19 protein-coding genes are annotated in these 26,990 nt (G+C 59.6%); 12 read left to right on the top strand and 7 right to left on the bottom strand.

Annotated features, from left to right (window positions below; translation table 11 throughout):
- Window positions 1-93: 93 nt before the first annotated feature.
- Window positions 94-1,272 carry a formate-dependent phosphoribosylglycinamide formyltransferase gene (purT, locus tag FZX09_RS04695; RefSeq protein ID WP_226400594.1) on the top strand — a complete coding sequence of 393 codons (1,179 nt, stop codon included), beginning with the start codon at window positions 94-96 and terminating at the stop codon, window positions 1,270-1,272.
- Here purT and FZX09_RS04690 read toward each other — a convergent pair.
- The 4 genes from FZX09_RS04690 to recN all read right to left on the bottom strand — a co-directional run bounded on the left by FZX09_RS04690 (window position 1,258) and on the right by recN (window position 9,052).
- Window positions 1,258-3,381 (bottom strand): HAD family hydrolase, encoded by a 2,124-nt coding sequence (locus tag FZX09_RS04690; RefSeq protein ID WP_226401089.1) that lies wholly within the window; start codon window positions 3,379-3,381, stop codon window positions 1,258-1,260. The genes purT and FZX09_RS04690 overlap by 15 nt on opposite strands.
- 206 nt (window positions 3,382-3,587) lie before the next feature.
- Entirely contained in the window at window positions 3,588-4,364 is a 777-nt protein-coding gene (locus FZX09_RS04685; RefSeq protein ID WP_226400592.1) for a hypothetical protein, read from the bottom strand.
- Complete coding sequence (uvrA, locus tag FZX09_RS04680) at window positions 4,361-7,324, bottom strand: excinuclease ABC subunit UvrA (RefSeq protein WP_226400590.1); 2,964 nt, start codon at window positions 7,322-7,324, stop codon at window positions 4,361-4,363. Before uvrA ends, FZX09_RS04685 begins: the two co-directional genes overlap by 4 nt.
- 45 nt (window positions 7,325-7,369) lie before the next feature.
- Window positions 7,370-9,052 carry a DNA repair protein RecN gene (gene recN / locus FZX09_RS04675; protein WP_226400588.1) on the bottom strand — a complete coding sequence of 561 codons (1,683 nt, stop codon included), beginning with the start codon at window positions 9,050-9,052 and terminating at the stop codon, window positions 7,370-7,372.
- A 77-nt stretch (window positions 9,053-9,129) separates the two neighbouring features.
- Between recN and FZX09_RS04670 the strand changes: the two genes are divergently transcribed.
- From FZX09_RS04670 to purF, 7 genes are all read left to right on the top strand, one after another.
- Window positions 9,130-10,989, top strand: a complete 1,860-nt coding sequence (locus tag FZX09_RS04670; protein ID WP_226400586.1) for an AarF/ABC1/UbiB kinase family protein — start codon at window positions 9,130-9,132, stop codon at window positions 10,987-10,989.
- Between the two features lie 24 nt (window positions 10,990-11,013).
- On the top strand, window positions 11,014-11,601 hold the full coding sequence (locus FZX09_RS04665) for an alpha/beta hydrolase (protein WP_226400584.1): 588 nt from the start codon (window positions 11,014-11,016) through the stop codon (window positions 11,599-11,601).
- A gap of 102 nt (window positions 11,602-11,703) precedes the next feature.
- Complete coding sequence (gene thrC / locus FZX09_RS04660) at window positions 11,704-12,762, top strand: threonine synthase (protein ID WP_226401088.1); 1,059 nt, start codon at window positions 11,704-11,706, stop codon at window positions 12,760-12,762.
- Window positions 12,763-13,197: 435 nt separating this feature from the next.
- Complete coding sequence (gene dnaN, locus FZX09_RS04655; RefSeq protein ID WP_226400581.1) at window positions 13,198-14,355, top strand: DNA polymerase III subunit beta; 1,158 nt, start codon at window positions 13,198-13,200, stop codon at window positions 14,353-14,355.
- A gap of 1 nt (window position 14,356) precedes the next feature.
- On the top strand, window positions 14,357-15,109 hold the full coding sequence (locus tag FZX09_RS04650; protein WP_226400579.1) for an RNA methyltransferase: 753 nt from the start codon (window positions 14,357-14,359) through the stop codon (window positions 15,107-15,109).
- Window positions 15,110-15,149: 40 nt separating this feature from the next.
- The gene (gene purL, locus FZX09_RS04645) at window positions 15,150-17,456 is read left to right on the top strand and encodes a phosphoribosylformylglycinamidine synthase subunit PurL (RefSeq protein WP_226400577.1); all 2,307 of its coding nucleotides are present in this window, start codon (window positions 15,150-15,152) and stop codon (window positions 17,454-17,456) included.
- A 61-nt stretch (window positions 17,457-17,517) separates the two neighbouring features.
- A complete protein-coding gene (purF, locus tag FZX09_RS04640; RefSeq protein ID WP_226400575.1) occupies window positions 17,518-18,975 on the top strand; it encodes an amidophosphoribosyltransferase in 1,458 nt (485 codons plus the stop codon).
- A 7-nt stretch (window positions 18,976-18,982) separates the two neighbouring features.
- On the opposite strand, the gene FZX09_RS04635 is transcribed toward purF, so the two are convergent.
- The 3 genes from FZX09_RS04635 to queG are packed head-to-tail and all read right to left on the bottom strand — an operon-like array spanning window position 18,983 to window position 23,363.
- Entirely contained in the window at window positions 18,983-21,451 is a 2,469-nt protein-coding gene (locus FZX09_RS04635) for a DNA topoisomerase (ATP-hydrolyzing) subunit A (RefSeq protein ID WP_226400573.1), read from the bottom strand.
- 45 nt (window positions 21,452-21,496) lie between these two features.
- Complete coding sequence (locus tag FZX09_RS04630; protein WP_226400571.1) at window positions 21,497-22,378, bottom strand: tetratricopeptide repeat protein; 882 nt, start codon at window positions 22,376-22,378, stop codon at window positions 21,497-21,499.
- 19 nt (window positions 22,379-22,397) lie between these two features.
- Window positions 22,398-23,363 carry a tRNA epoxyqueuosine(34) reductase QueG gene (gene queG / locus FZX09_RS04625; RefSeq protein ID WP_226400569.1) on the bottom strand — a complete coding sequence of 322 codons (966 nt, stop codon included), beginning with the start codon at window positions 23,361-23,363 and terminating at the stop codon, window positions 22,398-22,400.
- Window positions 23,364-23,399: 36 nt separating this feature from the next.
- Between queG and FZX09_RS04620 the strand changes: the two genes are divergently transcribed.
- Genes FZX09_RS04620 through ftsY form a run of 4 tightly spaced genes read left to right on the top strand, consistent with a single transcriptional unit; the run spans window position 23,400 to window position 26,961 of the window.
- Window positions 23,400-24,047, top strand: a complete 648-nt coding sequence (locus FZX09_RS04620; RefSeq protein WP_226400567.1) for an HpsJ family protein — start codon at window positions 23,400-23,402, stop codon at window positions 24,045-24,047.
- A gap of 50 nt (window positions 24,048-24,097) precedes the next feature.
- Complete coding sequence (locus FZX09_RS04615; RefSeq protein ID WP_226400565.1) at window positions 24,098-24,832, top strand: DUF502 domain-containing protein; 735 nt, start codon at window positions 24,098-24,100, stop codon at window positions 24,830-24,832.
- Between the two features lie 3 nt (window positions 24,833-24,835).
- Window positions 24,836-25,471 (top strand): transcription antitermination factor NusB, encoded by a 636-nt coding sequence (gene nusB / locus FZX09_RS04610; protein WP_226400563.1) that lies wholly within the window; start codon window positions 24,836-24,838, stop codon window positions 25,469-25,471.
- Entirely contained in the window at window positions 25,471-26,961 is a 1,491-nt protein-coding gene (gene ftsY / locus FZX09_RS04605) for a signal recognition particle-docking protein FtsY (RefSeq protein ID WP_226400561.1), read from the top strand. The genes nusB and ftsY overlap by 1 nt, the downstream gene beginning before the upstream one ends.
- The last annotated feature ends 29 nt before the right edge of the window (window positions 26,962-26,990 follow it).

The raw sequence follows: 26,990 nt of genomic DNA, 5'->3' as shown, positions 1-26,990 counted from the left end.
ACCTAGCCGGACATCGGGCGCTGCACCCCAGGCTGCGGAAAGTCTCAGGACTTGCGTTGATTGATGATGCTGGCAGGCCGTTCAAGGATCACCATGCCGTCGTTTCCACGCACCGTGATGCTGCTGGGCAGCGGAGAGCTGGGCAAGGAAGTGGCCATTGCTGCCCAACGGCTTGGCTGCCAGGTGATCGCCTGTGATCGCTATTCCGGTGCCCCGGCCATGCAGGTGGCTGACGTGGCCGAAGTGCTGCCGATGACCGATGCCGATGCCTTGCTTGAGGTGGTCAGGCGCCACCAACCCGACGTGGTGATCCCGGAGATCGAAGCACTCGCCGTCCATGCCCTGGCAGAACTCGAACAAGAGGGGATCACCGTGATTCCGACAGCCCGCGCGACGGCCGTCACGATGAACCGAGACCGCATCCGCGACCTGGCGGCCGGCGAACTCGGTCTCCGAACCGCCAGGTTCGCCTATGCCTCCAGTGCTGAGGAACTCATAGCGGTGGCGGAACCTCTGGGCTGGCCCGTCGTGGTGAAACCGGTGATGAGTTCATCCGGCAAAGGCCAGAGCGTGGTGGCCTCTGCGGACGATCTGCCCAAAGCCTGGGAGGCCGCCATGGCCCGCGCACGGGGCACCTCAACCCAAGTGATCGTGGAGGAATTTCTCCATTTTGATCTGGAGATCACCCTGCTCACCATCCGTCAACGCAATGGCGAAACCCTGTTCTGTGCACCGATCGGCCACGAACAGGAAGGAGGGGACTATCAGTGCAGCTGGCAGCCGGCTCAACTGACCGAACAACAACTGCATCAGGCCCAGGCCATGGCCAAGACCGTTACCGACAACCTGGGCGGTGCCGGCCTCTTCGGTGTGGAATTTTTCCTCTGTGGCGATGAGGTGATTTTTTCCGAACTGTCTCCCCGGCCGCACGACACAGGCCTGGTCACCCTGATCAGCCAGAACCTGAGCGAGTTCGAACTGCACCTGCGCGCTGTTCTTGGTCTACCGATCCCCACCATCACAGCAGCTGCTGCCGCCGCAAGCCGAGTGATTTTGGCTCAAACGAATATGGACTCCGTCGCTTTTGAAGGGGTCGAACAAGCGCTCACGGAAGCTGACACCCAATTGCTGCTGTTCGGCAAGCCCACGGCCCGCCCCGGTCGGCGGATGGGTGTGGCCCTGGCAAAAGGAGGAGATCGGAAGGAAGCACAAGCCAAGGCCGACAGGGCAGCCGCCTATGTGACCGTGATCCCGGGATCAACGGCTGCCTGAAAACCGGTAGTGGGTTAAGCCATCCAGCACGGCTCCAACACTGGGGCGTTTCGAGACGTACACCCGCTGCTGAGTCCTTTGACCCATCAGGCAGGGATCGTGATCCGCAGGTACCACCGTGGCGGGCAAACCATCCAGCAACTCTCCATCGCCCTGCTGACTGGCCACCACCAGAACCTGCTCCAGGGGAAGCTCCCAAGACTGGGCCAGAAAACGGATGGCCTCGCTACGGGACGCGCGCTGGGGCAGAACATCCAGGAACCAGTGGCAACGGAGCTGGGGTTCAGCCTGCAAACCATGGCGGCGCAGGCACTGACGGGCCAAACCAATCAGACCGCGGTTGGAAGCACGCAAGAGGTAGCTGACCTTGAAGGGACTCTGATGATCAGAGTCCTGAAGCTGAACGTGTTCCTGGAGTTGCCCCATCGCTGCGAGAACAGCCTCACGATCCCAGGCTTGGCTGATGCGCTGCGCCCAAACGGGATCATCTGCGCGATCCAGCCTGTGGTGAATCTCCGTTCCAGCCCGGCAGATCCAGGCCTTGGGATCGGGAAGATGCAACTCCTGGTAGCGCTGACGCGCCTGATCCAGCGACCGCCCCGTGAGGATCACCAAGCCGGTGGAAGCGGAAAAAGGTTCGGCGTGAAGCCGATCGCGCAGATGCGCCAGGGAGCGTTCCTCCGGCAGCTCCAAACAGCTGTCGAGGTCTAACGCCAACAGCCTGGAGACGGGACTGGGCCGCCGCAATACCGACATCGCACGAACAGGTGAGACGCGGATCTTTTGCTGCATCAGGGCGAGGTACTGACACACATGGGCATCCCAGCTGAAGTGGCGACTGATGGCCTCAACCCCGTTGTCACTCCAACGACGCCAACGGGAGCGATCGCTGCCGGCCAATTCCAAGGCCTCTTGAAGTGCACCAGGATCGGTGACGTCCGCCAGAAGACCGTTGTCGCAGCGGAGTTGGATGTCCCGTGGACCACCATCATCAGTGGCCACCATCGGCAAACCACAGGCCGCGGCCTCCAGAAGAGTGAGTCCGAAGGGTTCGGTCAAAGCCGGGTTCACAAACAGCCCTCCACGACGCGCCGCCCAGCGGTACAGAGCGGGGATCTGGGCACGGCTGTGTTGTTTGGGATAAGCAACCTGGCCATAGAGATCAAACCGATCCACCAGATCGAACACCTGCTGAAGCACATCACGCTGCTGCTTCTCGAGCTGACGCGGGTCATCGCGACAGCCCAGCACAAGCACCAGGTTGTGACGCTGCCGCAGCACCGGCGACTGGCCAAAGGCTTCCACCAGCGCGGGAATGTTCTTGCGCCGCACCGCACGGGAAATCGCAAGCAGAGGCGGACGATCCGGCTCCCTTAGGAAAGGCTGCAACAGACTTTCGAGCGCGGAGCATTCCTGCGATGAACCGTGGGGATGGAACCGGGAAGCATCGACACCTGGGGGCACCACCTCCGCCTGATTCGCCTGAAAGTGGCCGTAGCGGGAGTACTGCTGATCCGCCTCCTGACGGGTGCTGGTGAACACCAGATCCGCCTGGGCCAAAGCACGCTCTTCAGCGTCGATGCGGCGGCTGATGGAATAGGTCTGCTCGATCTGAGAGCGATCCAGGCCACCGGCCAGGAGACGTCGCTGTTTCTCCCGACCGAGGGAATGGCCGGTGAAGACAAGCGGAATCCCCAACCGTTGACTAACCAAAGCACCCACCAGGCCGGCGTCGGCGTAGTGAGCATGAATCCAATCCACCCTCTGGCCGGGCTGGCTCAGATGTTCCACAAGCTGATCAGCCAGCTCCTCGAGATGGGGCCAAAGCAACTCCTTACGCAGATAACGCTTCGGACCAAAGGGAAAGCGCAGGATCCGTGCACCTGGAGCAATGTCTTCAACCCGTTGGCTGTAGTCCAGCTCAACCCGACGGTCCTGAATCAGCCGGGTGACCACATCAACCTGCTCAACCTCGGCCCGCTGGGCCAGGCTGCGCACAAGCTCAAGCACGTACAACGTCTGGCCACCGGTATCAGCATCCCGACCCAGTTCGAGCTCATGGGAACGAAACAGACCGTGAAGATGCAGATGCAACAACCGGATGCCCATTCGCTCCCCCTCAAAAAAAACAACGGGACGCAAATTCGGTGCCGTTGTTTTTCTTTAGAGGCGGAAGAAGAGGTGAAAAATGAAAAAAACCTTAGAAGACCGACAAATCAAACCAAACAAAAAAGCCGAGTCGTGTTGTAGTGCAAGGGATCTGAGCCCAAGGGACAACAGACATACCCTCTGCTTGATGTAACAAGCCAGCAACGTCAGAGGAGCTCACTGACATCGACAAGGCTGCCCTGCTCGTCACCCCAACCTTCAAAGGATTCCGGATCGTCCCAGAGCCCGTGGGAAATCACGACCAAGCGACCATCACCAGGCGCTGCAGGCTGAAGCTTCAGGGGTTTCGACCGGTGGGGCACGGGCACCTGAACAACCTGACGGGACCAACTGGGTCGCAGTGGCCCCCGCAGGGCAGCCGTCACGGATGCGGGCTCAACGGAACGAGCTAGGGCAACCCCCTCCTCAAGATTGGTTTTCAGCCGATTGGCCACCTCAGCGAGACGCGACAGATCGATCGATGCCTGTTCTCCCGGCAACTCCCGCAAAAAACCAAGGATGTTGGGTTGCCCCCGGCGTTCAGCACGAATCAGGGCCTCGGTCAGCATCCGCCCACTCACATCCGGCTCAACTCCTTCAAGAGCCACCACCTGCGTCGCCGCATTGAGGGCCTGCTCCAGCAGCGGCTGACCGGTCGATCCCGCCAGCAACGCCTTGGTTTCCAAGGGCAGTGGCGTAAGGAACACCTGGCGCATCAGCGGCAACAACTTGCCACCACTGGCCAATTCCAGATCCTGCAGATCTGGACTGGCCTGGATCAATTGTTCAGCGGACTCACCGTCATCGAAGTTGATCGTGATCTCCATTTCCAGGAATGGCAGTCGCAACACCAGCCGCTCCAATGCTGAAGCGGGACCCCCGCTGAGGGCCAGCGACATGCCAAAAGCCAGGGCGGTCAGGTGTGTCCGAAATCGAGCCGTCAAGCCGCCAGGGGAACGGGTAGTTCTGGTGGATGCTGCTCCAAAACCCGACTGAGGTAACGGCCGGTGTGACTGGTGGGATGCTGGGCGACCTCCTCTGGAGTGCCGGTGACCAGGATCTCGCCACCCTTGTCACCACCTTCAGGGCCGAGATCGATGATCCAGTCGCTGCAACGGATCACGTCAAGATTGTGCTCGATGCAGATGATCGAGTTGCCCTTGTCCACCAACCGCTGCATCACGTCCATCAGCTTGTGCACGTCGTAAAAGCTGAGGCCGGTCGTGGGCTCATCAATCAGATAGAGCGTCTTGCCGGTGGCCCGCCGTGACAGCTCCGTCGCCAGCTTCACCCGCTGGGCCTCACCCCCCGAAAGGGTTGGCGCCGGCTGGCCGAGCTTGACGTAGCCGAGGCCCACATCAACCAGCGTGCGCAAGCGATCTGCCGCCTGAGGAATCGCATCGAACACTTCAGCGGCCTGCTCCACCGTCATTTGAAGCACATCCGCGATGGTGTAGCCCTTGTATTTCACCTGCAGGGTTTCACGGTTGAATCGAGCGCCCTTGCAGACATCGCACTGGACGTAGACGTCCGGAAGGAAGTTCATCTCAATCACGTTCACGCCCTGACCGCGACAGGCCTCACAGCGGCCACCCTTGACGTTGAAACTGAACTGCCCCACCTGATAACCACGGGCCTTTGCCTCCACCGTGGCAGCAAACACCTGACGGATTGGATCAAAGGCACCGGTGTAAGTGGCTGGGTTGGAGCGGGGAGTCCGTCCGATCGGGCTCTGGTCGATCACGATCACCTTGTCGATCGACTTCAACCCCCGCAGTTCTCCCAACCCTTGAGGGAAGGGAACCTTGAGACCCAGTCCGTTCTCGAGAGCCGGATGCAGGAGCTCGTTCACCAGGGTGCTCTTGCCGCTGCCGCTCACCCCGGTGACCGACACGAGCCGACCCAAGGGGAACTCAACCGAAACGTTCTTGAGGTTGTTGCGGTTGCAATCAATCAACTTCAGTGAGCGTGAACCGCTCTGGCGGCGTTCGGCCGGTGTGGGAATCGAACGCCGGCCGCTCAGGTATGCGCCGGTGATGGATTCGCTGCTCGCCACCAGGTCATCGAAACTTCCCTCCGCAACGATGTGGCCCCCATGGACGCCGGCACCAGGGCCGATGTCCACCACATGATCAGCAGCACGAATGGTGTCTTCATCGTGTTCCACCACCACCAAGGTGTTTCCGAGATCCCTGAGCCGTACCAATGTGTTTAAGAGGCGGTCATTGTCCCGCTGGTGCAAGCCGATGCTCGGCTCATCCAGCACGTAAAGCACCCCGGTGAGACCAGCACCGATCTGAGTGGCCAGGCGAATGCGCTGGGCTTCACCGCCGGAGAGCGTCATCGCCGGTCGATCCAGGCTCAGGTAGTCCAGACCAACATCGAGCAGGAATTTCAGACGCAGGCGGATTTCCCGGAGCACCAGATCACCGATCTGGATCTGACGGGCATTCAGCAGGGGCCCTGAACCCTCATGGGCGCCCACACCCATCAGTTTCTCGATCCGTTCCAGGGTCTGACCAACGCTGACGGCCGTGAGCTCTGGAATCCGATAGGGCCCCACCTTCACCGCTAGGGCTTCGGGGCGGAGCCGCTGACCAGCACAGCTGGCACAGGGAACCAACTCCAAATACTTCTCAAGTTTCTGGCGCTGGGACTCGCCGCTGGCGTCGCGAAGCTGACGCTCAAGAATCGGAAGAATGCCCTCAAACGGGCGGTTGTAGCCGGCTTTGCCCTTGTGGTAGCGGCTATCAGCCTGGATCAGAATCGGTTCGCGGCTTCCATTAAGCAGCACATCCCGCTGTTCATCGGTGAGTTCATTCCATGGGGTCTTTATCTCGAAACCAAAGGCTTCTCCCACCGAGTAGAGCAGTGAGAAGTAATAGCTGTTGTCTTTCTCAGCCCAGGGAGCAACAGCGGAGTACACCGGCTGAGATGGATCCGGGATCACCCGGTCAACAGTGAACTTGCGCAGATGGCCAATACCATGGCAAGCCTCACAGGCGCCGTAAGGGCTGTTGAAAGAAAACAGCCGTGGTGAGAGCTCCTCCATCACAGCCCCATGCACGGGGCAGGCGTAATTCTCGGAATAAAGCTGCTCCCGCTCAACGCCATCAGGAAGCTCCTCACCTTTCTTGGGCACCACCTCCACCAACGCCAGACCATCACCGCGTTTGAGAGCCGTGCGCAGCGAATCGGTTAGCCGCTCCTGAATCCCCTCACGGGCCACAAGGCGATCGACCACCACCTCAATGTTGTGGCTGTGGTTCTTATCGAGCTCGATGTTGTCGGCCAACTCGCGGACCTCACCGTTGATGCGCACCCGCGCGAAACCTTCGGCCGCCAGACCGCTAATCAACTTGGTGTGGGTTCCCTTTTTGCCGCGCACCACGGGCGCCATCAATTGATAGCGGGTTCCCTCCGGCAACAGCAGGATCTGATCGACCATCTCGTCGATGCTCTGCGGCTTGATCGAGCGGCCACATTTGGGGCAGTGGGGTTCACCAGCCCGGCCGAACAGAAGACGCAGATAATCCTGAATCTCGGTGACGGTGCCCACCGTGGAACGAGGGTTGTGACTGGTGGATTTCTGATCAATCGAGATCGCAGGAGACAGGCCCTCGATGGCATCCACATCGGGCTTGTCCACCTGCCCCAGGAACTGGCGGGCATAGGCCGACAGACTTTCGACGTAGCGGCGTTGCCCCTCCGCAAAGATCGTGTCGAAGGCGAGCGAACTCTTGCCGCTTCCGCTCACCCCGGTGAACACCACCAGCTTGTTGCGGGGAATGGTGACGTCGACGTTTTTGAGGTTGTGCTGCCGGGCACCCCTCACACGAATTACATCGTCCTGAGTCGCCAGCGGGCCAGCTGAGTCAGCGATCTTGGCAGCAGCTCGCGCCATCAGGACCCGTTGGAAAGCTCGTGAGCTTAGGAAGAACCGAAGCCTTCAAGCTGTTCGCTGGTCCAGCAGGCTCGCTGCATAGGCATCGGCCTGATCCCCACCAGCGAGGTCTGCCAGCTCTTGGCGGCGTTCCTGAGTGTCCCGCAGTCGGGACACTCGCGAGTGGGTTACGCCGTCTTCCACATTCTTGCTCACCCGGAAATGGTGATCAGCAACCGCTGCCACAAGCGGTTGGTGGGTAACGCAAAACACCTGACGCTGACGGGCCAGGGTCTGAAGGAGATCCGCCATCGCTCCACTGACGCGACCGCTGACACCGGCATCAATCTCATCGAACAACAACGTGCTGGAACCATCCACCGCGGCAAGGTTGGTCTTGAGCGCAAGCAGAAAACGAGACATCTCACCGCCAGACGCCACCTCCGTCAGCGGTGCCATCGGTTGGCCGGGATTGGCGGAAAACAGAAATTGAACAGCATCCGCACCATGCTCAGCCGGATCACAGGCGGTGAGATCCACCTCGAAACGCACGTTGGCCAAGCCCATGGGAGGCAACAGCTCCAGCAACGACGCCTGTAAAGCCTCCGCCGCCTTAGACCGCTCGCGACGCAAGGTGGCATTGGCGTTATCGCGCATCTGGCGACGGTCGTTTGCCTCCTGTTGCAGGCGGTCGAGATCCGCCGCGAAGCCTTCAGATCCCAAACGATGAAGCAGTTCATCGCGACGCTGAATCAAGCCGGCCAGATCAAGGCTGTAACGACGCTGCAGACGTTTTAAAACCGACAAGCGGTCCTGGATTCGCTCCAGATGGTCTGGATCGCTTTCAAGCGCCAGACCGTATTGATCGAGGGAGCGCAACAAACCGTCCACACCAGCCTCGAGATCCAGAGCCTGATCACGGAGGGGCTCAAGCGAACCATCCAGCTGCGCCATGGCCTGCAGCTCCTGAATGCACGCCGCAAAGTGATCCTGCAGCGAAGGCGCCTGATCCACACCATCGCGGATTCGGCCAAACAGCAAGGCCAGACCTTCCAGCAGCCTCACGCCATGGACAAGGCGGTCTTGGTCCTGTTCCAGCCGCTGCTGCTCGTCTGGGTCTTCGAGATCTGCAGCTTGAAGCTGCTCCAGCTGCTCTTCCTGTTCAGCCCGCTCCTGTTCGGAGCGCTGCTGCTCCTGCTCAAGTGCCATCAGGGCATCTGCAGTCTGGCGCCACGCAGTCCAGGCATCAGCCACCTGAGCTTTGACCTCAGCCAATGCAGATCCACCGAGACGGTCAAGCCAAAGCCGTTGCTGCCCCGCCCGCGACAACAGCTGGGTCTGTCCCTGAACAGTGAGATCAATCAACAGCGGCCTGAGCTCAAGCAACTGCTGACGGTTCACCGTGCTGCCGTTCAAACGACATCGACTGGAGTAACGATCACCCTCCTGCCGTTTCCATTCGCGACTGATCAGGAGCTCCTCTTCGGGGTCAAACTCCGCTGCGATCAACCAATGCTCAAGGGCTGGGGTGAGTTGAAACGCAGCCTCAATCTTCGCGCGATCCGAACCAGTCCGAAGCAGACGAATGCCACTGGAACCCTGCGCTCCACCCAGCACGGCATCGAGGGCATCGAGAAGGATCGACTTGCCTGCGCCGGTCTCACCGGTGAGCACCGTAAAACCAGAGCTGAACTCCAGTTCAAGACTCTCAATCAGAGCGATGTTCTGCAGCAGCAGACCGGTGAGCACGTCCAGCCCTGTGATGATGCCGACCGTAGCGGCAGCTCGGTTCGTTTAGAAGGGGTGTCGAACATCCCGATGAATTGATGGCGCAGGAGCTCGGGGATTTCATCGAAGCCGCGGGGTTGCTCGAGTACGACCCCGCCGCCATCACTCGTATTTATGCAGGCCATCCCCAGCGGCTGATCCGCCGGCTCTGGCAAACCCTTGTCCCCATCGGATTGTTGCTTCTGGGCGTCGCCTTCGACTGGATCTTCCAGCTGTTGAAGGATGAGGAACGGGCCCGGAGTCGAGCTCGAGAATGCGCTGAGCTGCTAGTGGATCTCGGCCCCGCGTTCATCAAAGCCGGCCAGGCTCTCTCTACCCGACCAGACATCGTCCCCCCGCTGCTGCTTGAAGAACTGGCCCAGCTGCAAGACCAATTGCCCGGCTTCGACAGCGACCTGGCCATGGCCTGCATCGAAGAGGACTTGGGCGCACCGGTGGATGACATTTTCGAGCAGCTGGACCGGGAACCGATTTCAGCCGCCTCGCTGGGGCAAGTGCACAAGGGAACCCTCAAAGGCGGCGCCAGGGTGGCGGTGAAGGTGCAACGCCCGGGGTTGCGCGAACAGATCACTCTGGATCTGTACATCGTGCGGAACATCGCCGCCTGGTTGAACAGCAACATCGGATTGATCCGAAGCGACCTCGTTGCCCTAATCGACGAGCTGGGAAGACGGGTGTTCGAAGAGATGGACTACATCAACGAGGCCACTAACGCTGAGACTTTCGCTGAGCTGCATCAGCACAACCCTCGAATTGCTGTTCCGACGATCTATCGCAACGCCACCAGTCGCCGCGTGCTGACGATGGAGTGGATCGACGGCGTCAAGCTCACCAACCTTGAAGCGGTTCGCGAGCTGGGTGTAGACCCCGACGACATGGTGGAGGTGGGCGTGAACTGCAGCCTTCAACAATTGCTGGAGCATGGCTTCTTCCATGCCGATCCCCACCCCGGCAATCTTCTGGCCCTGAAGGACGGGCGCCTCTGCTATCTCGACTTCGGGATGATGAGCGAGGTAAGCCGCGAATCACGCACCGGCTTGATTCAGGCGGTGGTTCATCTAGTGAACCGGAACTTCGGGAAGCTCTCCAAGGACTTCGTAACCCTGGGGTTCCTGGCGGAAGACGTGAACCTGGAACCAATTGTTCCCGCTTTTGAGAAGGTCTTCAGCCAGGCCTTGGAAGCCGGCGTCAACCGCATGGATTTCAAAGCGGTCACCGATGACATGTCAGGTGTGATGTACAAATTCCCCTTCCGGGTGCCGCCTTACTACGCCTTGATCATTCGGTCGCTGGTCACCCTGGAGGGCATCGCCCTAAGCGTGGATCCGAACTTCAAGATCCTCGGTGCTGCCTACCCGTACTTTGCCCGGCGGCTGATGGAGGATCCCGATCCACAGCTTCGTCAGAGCCTCAAGGAAATGCTGTTCGACGGGGACGCCTTCCGCTGGACCCGGCTGGAAAATCTGGTGTCGAGCGCTGCCAGCCAAGCCCAGCTGGATCTGGAGGCCTTGCTCGATCAACTGCTCGATTTCCTGTTCTCACCCAAAGCAGGACTGCTTCGGGATCAACTGGTAACCGCCACCGTGGAACGGTTGGACGCCCTGGGTTGGTCAACGATGCAACGCCTGGGTCGACGCCTCCCCAAACGACTGCAACCCTCCGCCGTTACCCAGACACCTCCAGGGCTCTCCGATCCACTGATGCAACTGGAGCCGGTGAGGGAGTTAATTCAGGTGCTGCAGTCGTTGCCTGGATTCACACCCGACCTTCTCCTGCGTCGAATGCCAAGGGTGCTCAACGAACCCAACACCCGCCGCATGGGCTTCAAAGTGGCTCAGGGACTGGCCGAACGTGGAGTTGTCCGCCTGGTACGGGTCGCCGCTGGAGTTCCTGCCTAACTTCCGGGCAACACCTTCTGCGTGATGCTCCCCAGGCCCCTCACCCGTTCCTCTTTGCTGGCCGTTGCGGCAGCGGCAGGTCTTGGACTTAGTTGGAGCTTCGTCATGCAACCCCTGCAGGCCGCCACGGATGTCGCCTTGGTGAGTGGCGCCTTCCGCCGCTCCATTCCCGTCAAGGAAGTTGAGCACCTGGCCGAAACCGGTCAAGCCATCGGCCTTCTGGAGGATCTGCTCGAGATCTCCGGGCAGGAACCCAACGAGGTGTCGCAGATGCTCAACCAGCAGCTCAAGCTTCCCCTGGCGCTCACAAGCCGTCTGATCAACACACGGATCGGTGAGGCCATCCTGAGTCGTGTTGCACGCATCATTTATCCGATCTACTCACCGGAAACTGAAGTGAGTGTTCCGGCGATCCGCGCAGGAGTGATCAGTGGATTGCAGAGTGAAGATGGGCTGAGTGCCGTGAGCTTTTTGAAGGGCTACCCCAATGGCGTGATGGCGGTGAATCTTCCGGCTCTGTTTGATGTGATTGAAAAAGCGGATTCGATCGCCGGCCTGGTGCAGTTTTTCTCCGACTCCCCCTTGGACGGATTGAAGGAAGCGCAACCCTGACCAAGCCCTGAACGGACGCCGCCTAGATTCCGGCAACCCCCCCCATCCCAGCCGGTGTCCCTGTTTCAGAACCTCCGTCGGCGTTTCACTGCCACCCCTGTGATGCAGGACTGGCCTGGACTGATCGAGGCCTATCGCAGCTGGCTTCCCGTCAGCGATGCGACCCCGGTGATCAGCCTGCGCGAAGGCGCCACCCCTCTGATCCCTGTGCCATCGGTTGCGGAACAGATCGGTAAGGGCGTGAAGGTGTTCGTGAAATACGACGGCCTGAACCCCACAGGGTCCTTCAAGGACCGGGGCATGACCATGGCCATCAGCAAAGCGAAGGAAGCCGGTTGTGAAGCGGTGATTTGTGCCAGCACGGGCAACACCAGTGCTGCTGCAGCGGCCTATGCCAGACGGGGAGGGATGCGAGCCTTCGTCTTGATCCCTGACGGCTATGTCGCCCAGGGAAAACTGGCTCAAGCTCTTGTGTACGGAGCTGAGGTCTTGGCGATCCGCGGCAACTTCGACCGCGCCCTCGACATCGTTCGGGAAGCGGCAGAGAAGTATCCCGTCACCCTGGTGAACTCGGTGAATCCCTACCGGCTGCAGGGCCAGAAGACGGCAGCCTTCGAAATCGTGGATGCCCTCGGAGAGGCACCCGACTGGCTGTGCATTCCCATGGGCAACGCAGGGAATATCACCGCCTATTGGATGGGTTTTCAGGAATATCAGCAGGCCGGCCGGAGCCGCAGTCTTCCCCGAATGATGGGATTCCAGGCCAGCGGATCAGCCCCACTGGTGAACGACACCACGGTGACGGACCCCGAAACCATCGCCACCGCCATTCGCATTGGCAACCCGGTGAACCGAGCCAAAGCCCTGGCAGCACGCGAAGCCAGCGACGGTGCGTTCCTGGATGTCACCGATGCGGAGATCATCGCGGCCTACAAGCTTCTGGGCGGCCAAGAGGGAATCTTCTGCGAACCCGCTAGCGCTGCCTCTGTGGCAGGCCTGCTCAAGCGCAAAGATGAAGTGCCAGCCGGCGCCACAGTTGTATGCGTTCTGACCGGCAACGGCCTCAAGGATCCCGACTGCGCCATCAGCAACAACGACGCCTCGTTCCACACCGACCTCAATCCCGATCTAAGCACCGTCGCCAGTGTGATGGGCTTCTGACACCGCCTTACATCGACGCGCTTCAGCCCCCTAACGGGGGCTTTTTTGTGGCCATAAGGCAAAACCAACCGACAAAGCGGCTACGGAAAACGCCCTAAAACCATCCCAACACGCTGTGGAAAACAACCTAAAACAATCCACCCGTTAACCCCATGAGTTTTCCACCCTCCTGTGAAGCGGTGGAAAACGAAGTCTCGTTCCCCATCCCGTGAAAAATTCTCCTCAGCTTTGGTTCATCGAGAGTTCGTGTGAAAGCTGGGTTTTGGGTGCCTTTCCCCCTTTTCCCCAAGCCCTACGACGGCTGTATTTGTTTTTTATTTTTTAAATCCATAAGAACCAAACAGCCGAACAGAGGCTCCCAATGCGCTGGCCATTGCACTTCCCCTCAGCCTGTGAAACCGTGGGACACCTCAGCGCGATCAGGTCGTCAGGACGATGAAGGTGGTCTGTTCTCAGTCCGAACTGAATGGCGCTCTGCAGTTGGTGAGCCGTGCAGTCGCCACACGCCCCACCCATCCGGTTTTGGCGAATGTGTTGCTCACCGCCGATGCTGGCAGCAACCGCCTCAGCCTCACTGGTTTTGACTTAAGCCTCGGAATTCAGACCTCTCTCGCCGCCAGCGTTGAAACCAGCGGTGCCATCACACTTCCAGCCCGGTTGCTGGGAGAGATCGTTTCCCGCTTATCCAGCGACTCTCCGATCACACTCGCCGTTGATGATTCCGGTGAGCAGGTTCAGCTCACCTGCCTCAGCGGCAGCTATCAGATGCGCGGCATGAGCGCCGATGACTATCCCGACCTTCCGATGGTGGAAAGCGGCATGACGCTCAAACTGCAACCTGAACGGTTGGTGCAGGCGCTCAAAGGCACCCTGTTTGCCAGCAGCGCTGACGAAGCGAAGCAACTGCTCACCGGTGTGCATCTCAAGTTCAACCAGCGGGCTCTGGAAGCGGCTGCCACCGATGGTCACCGTCTTGCCGTGCTCAATGTTGATGATGCTCTGCAGGATGCGGCTGTTGTCGACGCTGTAGACGACGAGGGTTTCGCGGTGACGCTCCCATCGCGCTCGCTGCGCGAGGTGGAGCGGCTGATGGCGTCCTGGCGGTCCGATGAACCCGTCAGTTTGTTCTGTGATCGTGGTCAGGTGGTGTTTCTTGCGGCCGACCAGATGGTTACCAGCCGCACCCTGGAAGGCACCTATCCCAACTACGGCCAGCTGATCCCTGATGGTTTCACCCGTACCTTTGGAATGGAGCGTCGCGCTCTGATCGCTGCTTTGGAGCGGATTGCTGTGCTGGCTGATCAACACAACAACGTTGTGAAATTCAGCAGTCAGCCTGAGGACGGTGTTGTCCAGATCAGTGCAGATGCGCAGGATGTGGGCAGTGGCTCTGAGTCGCTTCCCGCCAACCTGGAGGGTGATGCCATGCAGATTGCCTTCAACGTTCGCTATCTGCTGGATGGCCTGAAAGCTATGGGCTCTGATCGGATTGTTCTGCACTGCAACGCGCCCACCACGCCGGCCGTGCTCCGCTCCGATGAAGTGCCTGAAGCTTTCACCTATTTGGTGATGCCCGTTCAGATTCGTTCCTGATGTGTCGCTACCGGATCAGCTGCTTCTCAGTGATCTTCTGAGTCATACGGTCCGTTGTGATCTGGGTCTGGATCACGGGCCTGGGGTCATGGCTTGGATGCATCCGCCGGTGCATCGTCTGCTGGGCTGGGTCAGCCGTCCATCGGCCCTGCGCATGTCGCGGGATGTCTGGCGTTTGAACCAGTGTTGTGGTTTGAGCGATCAACAGGTTTTTGTGCGTGGCGAGCCGGCGGTCACCGATCAGGTGACCTTGGAGCGTTTGCCAACGCTGATGGATGCAGCCTTGCTGGACCGCGACGGTGAGCGTATCGGCAGTGTTGTCGACCTTGATTTTCGAGCGGCCGATGGCTCGATTCTTCATTACCTCATTGCCCGCAGCGACCCGCGTCTGCCGGGGAGTTCTCGATGGCGTTTGGCTCCCGATCGCATCCTTGATCAACAACCGGGTCAGATCCAAACCGGCCTGATGGGACTGGATGATCTGCCGATGGCCCGCGCCAGCGTTCGTCAGGATCTGCTCCAACGCACCCAAAACTGGCGGGACCAGTTGCGTTCCATGGGCGACCGTGCGGGCGATCGCCTGGAGGGTTGGTTGGACGACGCGCCCATTGATGAGCTGCGATCGGAAACCAGGCGTTCTTCGCTTGACGACGAAGAATCAGAGGACGTCTCTGGACCTGAGGTTTGGGACGACGAAAGCTGGGACGAGCCCCCCTCCCGCCGCCGCCGCGAAGACGAAGACCCCTGGGTCTGACGGGCGGTCGGCAACACTGGGGGGAGGTGCTCCGCGATTCGTGGTTTCCTCCCCTGCGTACGAGATAGCTGCAGCCCTGAAGCAGGAAGGGCTCAAGTCCAGTGACTGGGATGAGATCTGTAGGCGGCTTGGTCGCGAGCCGAATCGAGCTGAGCTGGGCATGTTCGGTGTGATGTGGTCCGAACACTGCTGTTATCGCAATTCCCGGCCCTTGCTGAGTGGCTTCCCCACTGAGGGACCACGCATCCTGGTGGGCCCTGGTGAAAACGCCGGTGTGGTCGATCTCGGAGAGGGTCACCGGTTGGCTTTCAAGATCGAAAGCCACAACCACCCTTCCGCCGTCGAACCCTTTCAGGGGGCCGCAACAGGGGTGGGCGGCATCCTGCGTGACATCTTCACGATGGGCGCCCGTCCGATCGCGCTGCTGAACGCCCTGCGCTTCGGTCCCCTTGAGGATCCCGCCAACGTTGGCCTGATGGAAGGCGTTGTGGCCGGCATTGCTCATTACGGCAACTGCGTTGGGGTGCCGACGGTGGGCGGTGAGGTGGCCTTTGATCCCTCCTATTCCGGCAATCCGCTGGTGAATGCCATGGCCCTCGGATTGATGGAGACCGAGGAGATCGTCAAATCTGGCGCGATCGGCGTTGGCAATCCCGTGGTGTATGTGGGAAGCACCACCGGTCGGGATGGCATGGGGGGAGCCAGCTTTGCCAGCGCTGAGCTCAGTGCTGATTCCTTGGATGATCGCCCCGCCGTTCAGGTGGGGGATCCCTTTCTGGAGAAAGGGCTGATCGAAGCCTGTCTTGAAGCCTTCGCCAGTGGTGATGTGGTGGCAGCGCAGGACATGGGCGCCGCTGGTCTGACCTGTAGCTGTTCGGAAATGGCCGCCAAAGGGGGCTTAGGGGTGGAACTGGATCTCGATCGTGTTCCGGCCCGTGAAGCGGGGATGACGGCTTATGAGTTCCTGTTATCCGAGTCCCAGGAACGGATGTTGTTCGTGGTGAAGGCCGGGCGTGAGGACGCTTTGATGCAGCGGTTCCGTCGCTGGGGATTGCAGGCGGCGGTTGTGGGCAAGGTGCTCCAGGAACCGATTGTTCGGGTGTTGCATCACGGTGCCGTTGCCGCTGAGGTGCCGGCCACGGCTCTTGCCGATGACACCCCGATCGAAAAACATGCTCTGTTGCAAGAGCCCCCGGCAGACCTTCAGGCTCTTTGGAGTTGGACCGATCAGGAACTTCCGGAGCTGACCGATGCCACGGCAGCCCTGCTTCAGCTTCTAGATGACCCCACCATTGCAAGCAAGCAGTGGGTTCACCGTCAGTACGACCAGCAGGTGCTGGCCAACACGGTGGTCTCATCCGGTGCCGCTGATGCTGCTGTGGTGCGTCTGAGACCCCAGCAAGGCGATGGATCCATGGCCGCATCCAATCGTGGTGTTGCCGCCACGGTGGATTGCCCCAACCGTTGGGTTGCCCTGGATCCCGAACGCGGCGCTCAGGCGGCCGTCGCAGAAGCGGCACGCAACCTGAGTTGCGTGGGGGCGGAGCCCTTGGCGGTGACCGACAACCTCAATTTCCCGTCACCGGAAACACCCAAGGGGTTCTGGCAGCTGGCCATGGCCTGTCGAGGGATCTCCGATGCCTGCCGCGCCCTCAACACACCCGTTACTGGCGGCAATGTCTCGCTCTACAACGAGACCAAACAGGACGACGGCACCATGCAACCGATCCACCCCACGCCGGTAATCGGCATGGTTGGCAGTGTGGATGACATCAGCCGTGTGACTGGCTTGGCCTGGCAACAGCCCGGCGATGCGATCTTCCTCATCGGTGTTCCTCCCGAGGACGGTGCCAACCCCAGCCTTGGTTTGGCGGGCAGTGCCTATCAGCAGCAGACCCTTGGCTCCTTGGCCGGACGACCGCCAAAGCCCGATCTTGCCGTCGAATCAGCGGTGGGGCGTCTGGTGCGTGAGGCCATTGCTCAAGGTCTGTTGGCCTCCGCCCACGACTGCAGTGATGGCGGCTTGGCAGTGGCGTTGGCTGAAGCCTGCATCGCCTCTGATCTGGGCATCAACGTGACGCTTTCTATAGGATCGGCGCGCCTAGAGCGGGTGCTGTTCGCCGAAGGCGGCAGCCGGGTGATTGTGTCGGTGAAGGCAGCTCGTCTCCCTGCATGGGAGCAGTTGATCGGATCCAATCCAGCGCTCTGCGTTACCCCGCTGGGCAGTGTTACGGCGCAGGCTCGATTGGTGATTCGATCCGAATCTGCTGTTCAGCTCGATCTTGAGGTGCAACGCTGTGCTGCTGTTTTCCGTGATGCGTTGTCCCGACGGATGCATTCGGAGTGATTGAGTCAGGCGTTGCCTGACGGTCGTTTCTCTTCCTTATCTAGCTGACTTCGGATTCATCATGTGCGGCATTATCGGAATGTTCTGTGTTGACTCAGTCAACCAACAGATTTACGACAATCTTCTTCTGCTTCAGCACCGTGGTCAGGACTCAGCAGGGATTGTCACGATGGACAATCACACCTTCCATGTGCATAAACAAAGGGGACGTGTGCGTGAAGCTTTTCGCACCCGAGATATGCGAAAGCTGTTGGGGAATGCCGGGATCGGTCACGTTCGCTATGCCACCCGTGGCGCTGCTGCGTCAGAAGAGGAAGTTCAGCCGTTCTATGTGAATGCCCCCTATGGCATCACTTTTGTGCATAACGGCAATCTCACCAACACCCATCAGCTTGAGCAGGATCTTTTCAAGATTGATCGTCGTCATACCAATTCGAGCAGCGATACGGAGATGCTGGTCAATGTGTTGGCCACGGAGATTCAATCTCAACTCACAGGCGGTGATTTGACACCGGATCAGTTGTTTGATGCGGTGGTGTCACTGCATCACCGCGTTCAGGGGTCCTATGCAGCGATCGCTTTGATTGCGGGCCACGGAATGCTGGCCTTCCGGGATCCCTACGGAATTCGGCCTTTGATTCTCGGCAGGCGATTGTCTGAACAGGGTCGTGAGGAGTGGATTGTCGCCAGTGAATCGTTGGTGATTGAAAACAGCGGCTACGAGATCGTTCGCGATGTTGACCCTGGCGAGGCGGTGTTTATTGACGTTGATTTGAACCTGCACCAGCGTCAGTGTGCCGAGTCTCCTCGGTTGATTCCCTGTGCTTTTGAGTACGTGTATTTGGCGCGGCCAGATTCCCTCATGAACGGTATTTCGGTTTATGAGTCGCGGCTGCGAATGGGTGATCGTTTGGCTCAAACTATTGCCGCAACGTTACCGGCTGGTGATATCGATGTTGTGATGCCGATTCCTGATTCGGCAAGGCCTTCGGCGATGCAGGTGGCCAAGCAATTGGGCATTGAGTATCGCGAAGGTTTTTACAAGAACCGCTATGTCGGCCGCACATTTATCATGCCGGGTCAAGCGGAGCGAAAGAAATCCGTGCGGCAAAAACTCAACGCTCTCGGCACTGAATTTGCCGGCAAGAATGTCTTGATCGTCGACGATTCAATTGTTCGTGGTACAACTTCTCGCGAGATTGTTCAGATGGCACGCAGCGCTGGTGCCAACCAGGTGACCTTTACGTCTGCTGCCCCGCCAGTTCGCTATCCAAATGTTTATGGGATCAACATGCCGACTCGGGCGGAACTACTTGCCCACGGACGAACCAGTGATGAGATTTCAGATGTTCTCGGTGCTGATTATGTTGTTTATCAGACCGTTGAGAACTTGTTAGAAAGCATTGTTGAGAAAACTGAGATCAAAGATCTCGAGATGTCTTGTTTTGATGGCCACTATGTGACCGGTGGAATCGACGAAGATTATTTCCAATGGTTAGAGCAGAATTGCAGCTCTTGATCGTGGGTTAGGGATTCGGTTGAATGGCGTTGATCACTTTAACGATGGTTTCTCCGTCCTGAAGAGACGTCTGTTCTGTCAGTTTCTCTCCGGGGTTTGAGATGTTGATGTCGTCCGGATCCAAGCGTCCGTGACGGTCTTTGCTGGTGCGCACACCGACAAGTCCTGTTCCAGCGCTGATACCGACCAAGCGATCAGATTCAGCATCAACCTGTATGGCCATGCTGCCGAGATCGCCCCGTTGGTTGTAGCGCAGGCCTGAACAGTCGATTCTCGCGACCAATCCCCGTTGGCTGAGCAGCATTAGTGGTGTCTGTTCCGTGCAGATGGCTCCGACGATCTGTTCCTCGGGGAGCAATCGCATGGTCATGGGTCCCTGCGCCAATCGACCCATCAACGGAAGCGAATCCTCAGTGACTTGCAGTCGCAGCAGGCGACCGATGTCGCTCATCAGCATCAGTGTTCCTTGGTCGCGACAGATAACTGCACTATTGAGCTCTACGCCCTCTTTCAATTTGAGAACGCTGGTAGCCCGACCGGACAGGTCCACCACTTCGCTGAGGGGAAGTCGCTTGAAACGACCATCGCTGCTCAGCAAGCCCAGACTCAACGCATCGATGTTTTGGCTGGGCAACGACAGCAGCGAAACGATCGTGTCTCCGTCGAGGCCGGTGGGAAGGAAACGCTCGATTGGGCCTGGCTGTTGTCCTGCAAACTCCCAGCGCACTTGGGCAATGCGTCCGCTTGCACTCACGGCCAGCAGCCGCGGTGGTGGTTCGATTGGCAAGATCACCTGCGCTGGAGATGGTGCATCACCAATGGGGCAAGGATCATTGAGGTGCAGCCGGCCCAGCACCTGAGGGGTGATGATTTTCACTTGTCCATCGGCCTGGATCAGCACCCGACCATCTCCGGGCAATGCGGCCAGGGCCTGCTGACGCAGCAGTTCTGTGTTCGGGCGTTGGCTGGCTGCCCGTTCGGCTATCAGGGCATCACCGCCCTCCACCAGGCGGGTTCGACGCGGGGTGCTGAAGCGTTTTTTCAATGCTTTGAGCTCTGTCACCATCGCGTCCAGCAGTTGATCCCGGTTGTCCAAGAGCAACTTGAGTCGTTGACGTTCCGCTTGAAGCTCGTCCAGCTCCTGGCGCAGGCTTTCCTGTTCCAGTCCAGTCAGACGCCTCAGGGGCATGGCCAACACAGCATCCGCCTGCCGTTCGCTGAGGTCGAGTCGCACCATCAGGCTGGCGCGGGCTGAGGCGGCGTCATTCGCTTCCTGAATCATGGCGATCACGGCCTGAAGATTGTTCAGGGCTGTGATCAGTCCTTCCACAACCTCAAGCCGGTCTTCGGTTTTGCGCAGGGCATGACTGGTGCGCCGGATCAGGGTCAATTCCCTGAAATCGAGGAAGGTCTGGAGCAGTTGGCGTAGAGACAGCTGCTGGGGGTGTCCATCCACCAGGGCCAGCAAGATCGATCCGAAGTTGCTTTGCAGCGCTGTTCGACGCTGCAGATCCTTCAGCACCTTCTCCGGATCCGCATCGCGGCGCAGCTCCACGACCACGCGCATGCCTTCGCGGTCGCTTTCGTCCCGGATGTCGGCGATTCCGCCGATTTTTCCGTCGTTGACAGATTCAGCCAGTTTTTCAATCCAGCCGGCCTTGCTGAGCTGGTAGGGCAGTTCCGTGACCACAACGGCATTGCGTTTATGGCGCCCCTTGCCGAGTTGCACTTCTTCGGTGTGGGCGACCCCGCGCATCGGGATGCTGCCGCGGCCGTGCAGATAGGTGTCTCGCAGGCCTGAGCTGATCAGTACTTCACCACCTGTGGGGAAGTCGGGCCCCGGGACCAGTTCCAGAAGTTTGTCGTCACTCAGCTCCGGCTTGTGGATCAAGGCGATCAGGCCATCCACCACCTCTCCCAGATTGTGCGGGGGAATGCTGGTGGCCATGCCGACGGCGATGCCGGAGCAACCGTTCAGCAGCAGGAAGGGAAGCTGGGCCGGAAGAACGGTGGGTTCCTGTTGGGATCCATCGAAGTTCGGCGCAAAATCAACGGTGTCTTCACCGATCTCCTCAAGCATCGCCTGATGGGAGATCGGCGCGAGGCGGGTTTCGGTGTACCGCATCGCCGCCGGTGGGTCGTCGTCCACCGAGCCGAAATTGCCGTGGCCGTCTAGCAGGGGATGACGGCTGGAGAAGGTCTGAACAAGCCGCACTAGGGCGTCATAGACCGCTTGATCCCCGTGAGGGTGGTATTTGCCCAGCACGTCACCGACGACCCTCGCGCACTTGCGGTAAGGACGGTCTGGGGTAAGACCCAGTTCTTGCATCGCGTAGAGGATGCGTCGCTGTACAGGCTTGAGACCATCTCGGGCATCGGGCAACGCCCGACCCACGATCACGCTCATCGCGTATTCGAGGTAGGAGCGCTGCATCTCCTGATGCAGGGCGATCGGTTGAACGCGCTCCTCAGCCATTCGGTCTATCGCTCTCCGACCGGAAGGCGCTCAGCCTACAGATAGTCAATGTCTGTTCTTCCACGTTGCGTTGGCTTGGGCCCGTTCCACGCTGTTGGTGAGCTCCGTCTCGCTCAGCAATTGTGCCGTCGCCTCACGGATGCGCACCCCCCAAAGCTGTTCGGTTTGATGCAGGGGCAAGACGTAGTTGGGGTTCTGGGCCAACGCTCTGGAAGCCAGCTGGATTGCCTCGGTCTGCTCACCTTGTTGATGCAGCGCTGCGGCCAGAGCCAGCATCGGTTCCGCGTTGGGCTCCAGCTTCAACACCCGGCGCCAACGCCTCACGGCTTCCTGACGCTGGCCCATCTCATAAAGCACCAGGGCTTGGTTGTTAAGGGCTTCCCAGAACTCCGGCTTCAGAGCGGTGGCTTTTTCGAACGACTTCAGTGCCAGAGGGAGTACGCCCTGCATGATTCTGGCGTTGCCAAGGTCGAAATAGGCCGCAGCGTTGTTCGGATCCAATTGGAGTCCGCGGGAAATTAAGAGAACGGCATTGTTCGGTCGCTCTGCCCGAAGGGCGATCGCTGCTTCGGCGAACCACAGGCCGGCTTTTTCAGGATTCAGCTGCTTGGCGCGGGCTAGAGACCGGCTTGCGTCCTTGAGGTTGTTGTTGCGGAGTTGAGCCTCCGCCAGGATCGACCAGAACCGTTCGTCATTTGGGTTTAGCCGCACCGCCAGAGCCGCGCGTCGTGCTGCTTCCTTGGCTTGCCCCAGCTGCAGCAGCTGGGCAGCGGTCCGTCCGATGCCGATCGATGAGCCCTTGAGCTCCTTCTCGGTGGGCAGGTAGACGTAGGGGATCAGGGCGTTGGCTGCTGGGGTGCCGAACCAACCCCCCAGAACGACCAGCGCAGCCGCCAGCGTTCGACGGAAGCCAATTCGACGCAGCACTGGAGCGAGGGGGGAGTAGTTAAAGCGTAGGTGTGGAATCCGGTTGTGCTGCAGCGGCGTTGCGTCGCCACATCCAGGGTTTAACCCGTCGCAACGCCGACCCCCGCAGGTTTTTGTCCCAGATGCTGTCATCCCAGTTCTGGATCTGCTGCTTGTCCAGATTCAGCAACCATGGGCGTGGCTGCATGTCGGGATCGCTGCTCTGGGTCAAGCTTCGATGGTTCCAGGGGCAGACGTCCTGGCAGATGTCGCACCCGGCTACCCATGGTCCAAGGGCAGCGCGAATGTTTTCAGGTAGGTCGTCCTCACGGTTTTCGATTGTGTGAAAGGCCAGGCAATGCCTTGCATCCACAACAAAAGGTTCATGAATCGCATCCGTGGGGCAGGCATCGATGCAGGCGCTGCAGCGTCCACAGAGGCTGCGGGCTGGTGGATCGGCGTCCAAAGGCTCTGTGGTCAGCAGATGGCCAATCACCATCCACGAGCCCCTTTCGGGGTGAATCAGATTGCTGTGCTTGCCGATCCAGCCCAGGCCGGCTTCCTCAGCCCAGGCCTTGTCCAGCAGAGGTGTTGCGTCAACACAGGCGCGCCAGCCGCAATCTGGCCGTTGTTCCGAAAGCCAGCGGCCGATCCGTCGCAGCCGTTGATCCACAACCCGGTGATAGTCCCGTCCCCAGCCATAGCGTGCGACCTTGAGGGAGCCGGGGGAGGGTTGGGCGTCGACGTAATAGTTGAGGCCAACGGCGAGCACGCTGTTGGCTCCGTCCAACAGCAGCCTGGGGTCTCGCCGTCGGGGGGCCGCCATCCAGGCCATGTCGGCTTGATGGCCATGGTCCAACCAGCGCTGCAGGGCTTGCGTGCGCAGCTGCAGCCGTGGACTTCCTGGGATCCTGGCAATGCCAACGGGGTTGAAGCCCTCCTCACCGGCGCGGTGCTTTAGAGCCTGACTCAACAGCGTTTGTTGATCGGTGACATGCCCTTTCATCGACCTTAGGGTTGAGCGCTCATCAGCATCTTCTCTGTGACCGGGACTGAGACAGGACGTCTTGCACCTTTGCTGCGCTGGCTGGGCTTGACCCTCGTGGTGATTCTCGTCCTGCAGATGCTGGCTGTTCTTGTTGGCGTCGACTGGAGTGCGGATGCTCCTCGCCCGCAGGTCACCGGTCCGCTCGTGGCTTTGGCTCCTCTGGGGTTTGCCGGTTTGTTGATCTGCCTGATTGGATCAAGGCTGGATCACCCTCAGCAGCAGCTCAGTCCTCTGCGCCTCCTGATCGCTGTCCTTTCAGGGCTGTTGGCCTTCGGCATGGTGGTTGCCGTGCCGATGTCCCTGGATAGGGGTGCGGGTGACATTGCTCTCCAGCGCAATCTGGAACAGGGTCGCGAAGCCTTGAAGGATGCCCGAGCATTCCGCGCCGATCCCGCGCAGGTCACCTCCTTGGGTGAGCAGCTTGCCCAGGCCGGTCAACTCGCTGCCGATGCCACCGAGGACGACAAGCTGCGGGCTGCCGAAAAGATGGTGGACGATCAGATTGCCCAGATAGAGGCCCAATTCAAGACTGTTGAGGCCGGTCAGGCCCGTGAATCTCAGCAGCGGTTTATCGGTGGAACCATAACGGCTGTGGTTCTTGCGATTGCGTTTGTGCTCCTCGCGTTCACGGCAGTGCTCTGACCGCTGGTTAGGTTGGTCAGAACTAACTCAAAGCTGGGCGCAGTAGCTCCTTGGTCCAGTCCAATCCCAGACCTGATCTGCCGCTCTCCGCAAGGCTTCGGCAGGATCTAAAAAACGACCTGATTGCAGGGCTGCTGGTGGTCATTCCATTGGCGACCACGATTTGGCTGTCAACGATTGTCAGTCGCTTTGTTCTGGCCTTCCTGACCTCGATACCGAAGCAGTTCAATCCGTTTATCACCCTGAATCCACTGCTTCAGGATCTGATCAATCTGGCTCTCGGTCTCACGGTGCCTCTGATGGGCATCCTTCTGATCGGTTTGATGGCCCGAAACATTGTGGGTCGCTGGCTGTTGGAGTTCGGTGAAGGCACCTTGAGCCGGATTCCCCTGGCTGGATCGGTTTACAAGACTCTGAAGCAGCTGCTTGAGACCTTTTTCCGCGACAACTCCACTCGCTTCCGTCGCGTTGTTCTCGTCGAGTACCCCCGGGAGGGATTGTTCAGCGTTGGTTTTGTGACCGGGGAAGTGGGTCCTTCACTTCAATCTGATCTGAAGGAGCCCCTGTTGAGTGTGTTCATCCCCACCGCTCCGAATCCCACCACCGGTTGGTACACCCTTGTTCCAGAGGGGTCCGTCCGAGAGCTTGAGATCAGCGTTGAAGAAGCCTTCCGAACGATCATTTCGGCCGGAATCGTCAACCCCGATGATCGTGAAGCTCCTGTGAATCGGAGTTTTTCAAGCCTCATGGCCCAGTTACGGGCTTCTGCATCTCCTTCCAGCTGAGTCATGGCGATACGATCCCTTACACGAGAGCTGGCCTTGCTGGTGCTTGGTCAGGTGCCGGAACAGAAGTCAGCTTCAGTCGCTGACCTGGCCCTTGATTTGATCCTGGACCAGGCCCTCGACACCCTCACCCAGCACTGGCGTGAGTCGCTTGATACCAGTGCTGCAGAGCTCGATCAGGCGCAGCAGTCCCTGCTGGATAGCGAGTTGCAGCAGGGTGAAACCGGAACCCATGACACCGTCCGCACCCATCTGCGCGAATCGTTGAGTTCCGCTGAACAGGTGCTGAATGGATTGTCCGCCAGTCTTGATTTGCCTCGGCTGTTGTTGCTTGGCGACCAGGAGCAGATTCGCCGCGGCGCCATGGATCGGGTTCAGAAGGTGCTCACCCAGCGCGAGGGCATCGACAAACGGCTCGATCAGGTGATGGAGGGCTGGAGACTGACCCGACTGCCGCGGATCGATCGCGACATTCTCCGGTTGGCTGTCGTTGACCTGGAAAGCCTGCGCACTCCTGCTCCAGTGGCGTTTAACGAGGCGGTTGAGCTGGCCAACCGTTATAGCGATGAGCAGGGTCGCCGGATGATTAATGGCGTGTTGCGCCGCTTCCATGACGCTCAATCGAAAGCATCGGCCTGATGGTGTTCAACTGGTTCGAACGACAGGCTGAGGAGTCGCCGACGCCACCCCCCGCTCCGAAGCCGGAACCGACGGCTGGTGGGATTGATGCTCCCGTTTCAGCAGCGCCGGAGCCCACTCCAGCTCCTGCAGCCAGTGAGGAAGAAGACGAAGCCCTGGTTTGGGCCCGTGAAGCCTATGCCCGCCTGAAGGCTCAGCAACAGGCAGCGTCTCCTGTTGCTGAATCGGCCCCCAAGCCCACCCCTGCGCCCAGTCCAGAACCAGAACCCTCACTTTCACTTTCACCAACGCCAGGTCCGGCACCTTTACCGACACCTTCTCCAGTACCAGCCCCCGGACTGTCGCTGCTGGAGCAGGCCGCGGCTCAGCGCCAGCAGCGACAGCAGGATCTGGATGACAGGGCTCTTGAGGCTCCCCCTGCACCCACGCTGGCTTCTACCCCTGCGCCAGCTCTCGACTCAGAAGAGCCGCAGCTGGGTGACTTTGATCAGGATTTCACCTGGTCTGCCGAGGTGCTTGCGGCCCAGGGCCGTCGGGTCGATCAGGTTTCCCTCGAGGAAATCGATTGGTTGGGCCGGCTCCGCCGCGGCCTTGAAAAGACCCGTCAGGGTTTTGTTACAAGCCTTTTGGAGAATCTCGGTGACGACCCGTTAACACCGGAGGTTCTCGATGATCTCGAAACTCTCTTGCTGAGAGCGGATGCTGGCGTCCAGGCCACCGATCAGGTGCTGGATGCCCTCCGTCAACGGATGAATGAGGAGGTCGTTGATCCTGCGGAAGGGATTCGCTTCCTCAAGGAACAGCTGCGTGGCCTGTTGGACGAGCCGATCCAGGCCAGTGGTGTTCATCTTCTGGCGCCGGAACGGGATCGCCTCAATATCTGGTTGATGGTGGGGGTGAATGGGGTTGGTAAGACAACCACCCTGGGAAAACTTGCCAATCTGGCTGTTCGCAGTGGCTATTCGGCTCTGATTGCTGCTGCAGACACCTTCCGTGCTGCAGCCGTGCAGCAGGTTGAGGTTTGGGGAGAGCGCAGTGATGTTCCTGTGGTGTCAAACCCCAGCAGCAATGCCGACCCTGCTGCCGTTGTTTTCGATGCAATTGGCGCCGCTCGTTCGCGCAAGTCTGATCTGCTGTTGGTGGATACCGCCGGACGGTTGCAAACCAAGCACAACTTGATGGAGGAACTCCAAAAAGTCAGAAAGATCATCGACCGTTTGGCGCCGGAGGCGAAGGTCGAATCCTTGCTGGTTCTTGATGCAAGTCAGGGTCAGAACGGGCTTCGCCAGGCCATGGCCTTTGCCAAGGCGGCCGGCCTCACCGGCGTTGTAATCACCAAACTCGACGGCACAGCTCGTGGCGGCGTCGCCCTGGCGGTGTCGTCTGAGGCAGGATTGCCGATTCGTTTCATCGGCGCTGGGGAAGGAATCCGCGATCTGCGCCCCTTCAACAGTTTTGAATTCGTTGAGGCTCTGCTGACTGGACGTTGAAGCGTTGCTACCTTGCGGACCCTAAGGGT

Origin of the sequence: Synechococcus sp. MU1643 (assembly GCF_020514095.1) — a bacterium.
Classification (GTDB): domain Bacteria; phylum Cyanobacteriota; class Cyanobacteriia; order PCC-6307; family Cyanobiaceae; genus Parasynechococcus.
Note: the sequence above shows the minus strand (reverse complement) of the source record. Positions and strands in the feature narration are given on the sequence as shown.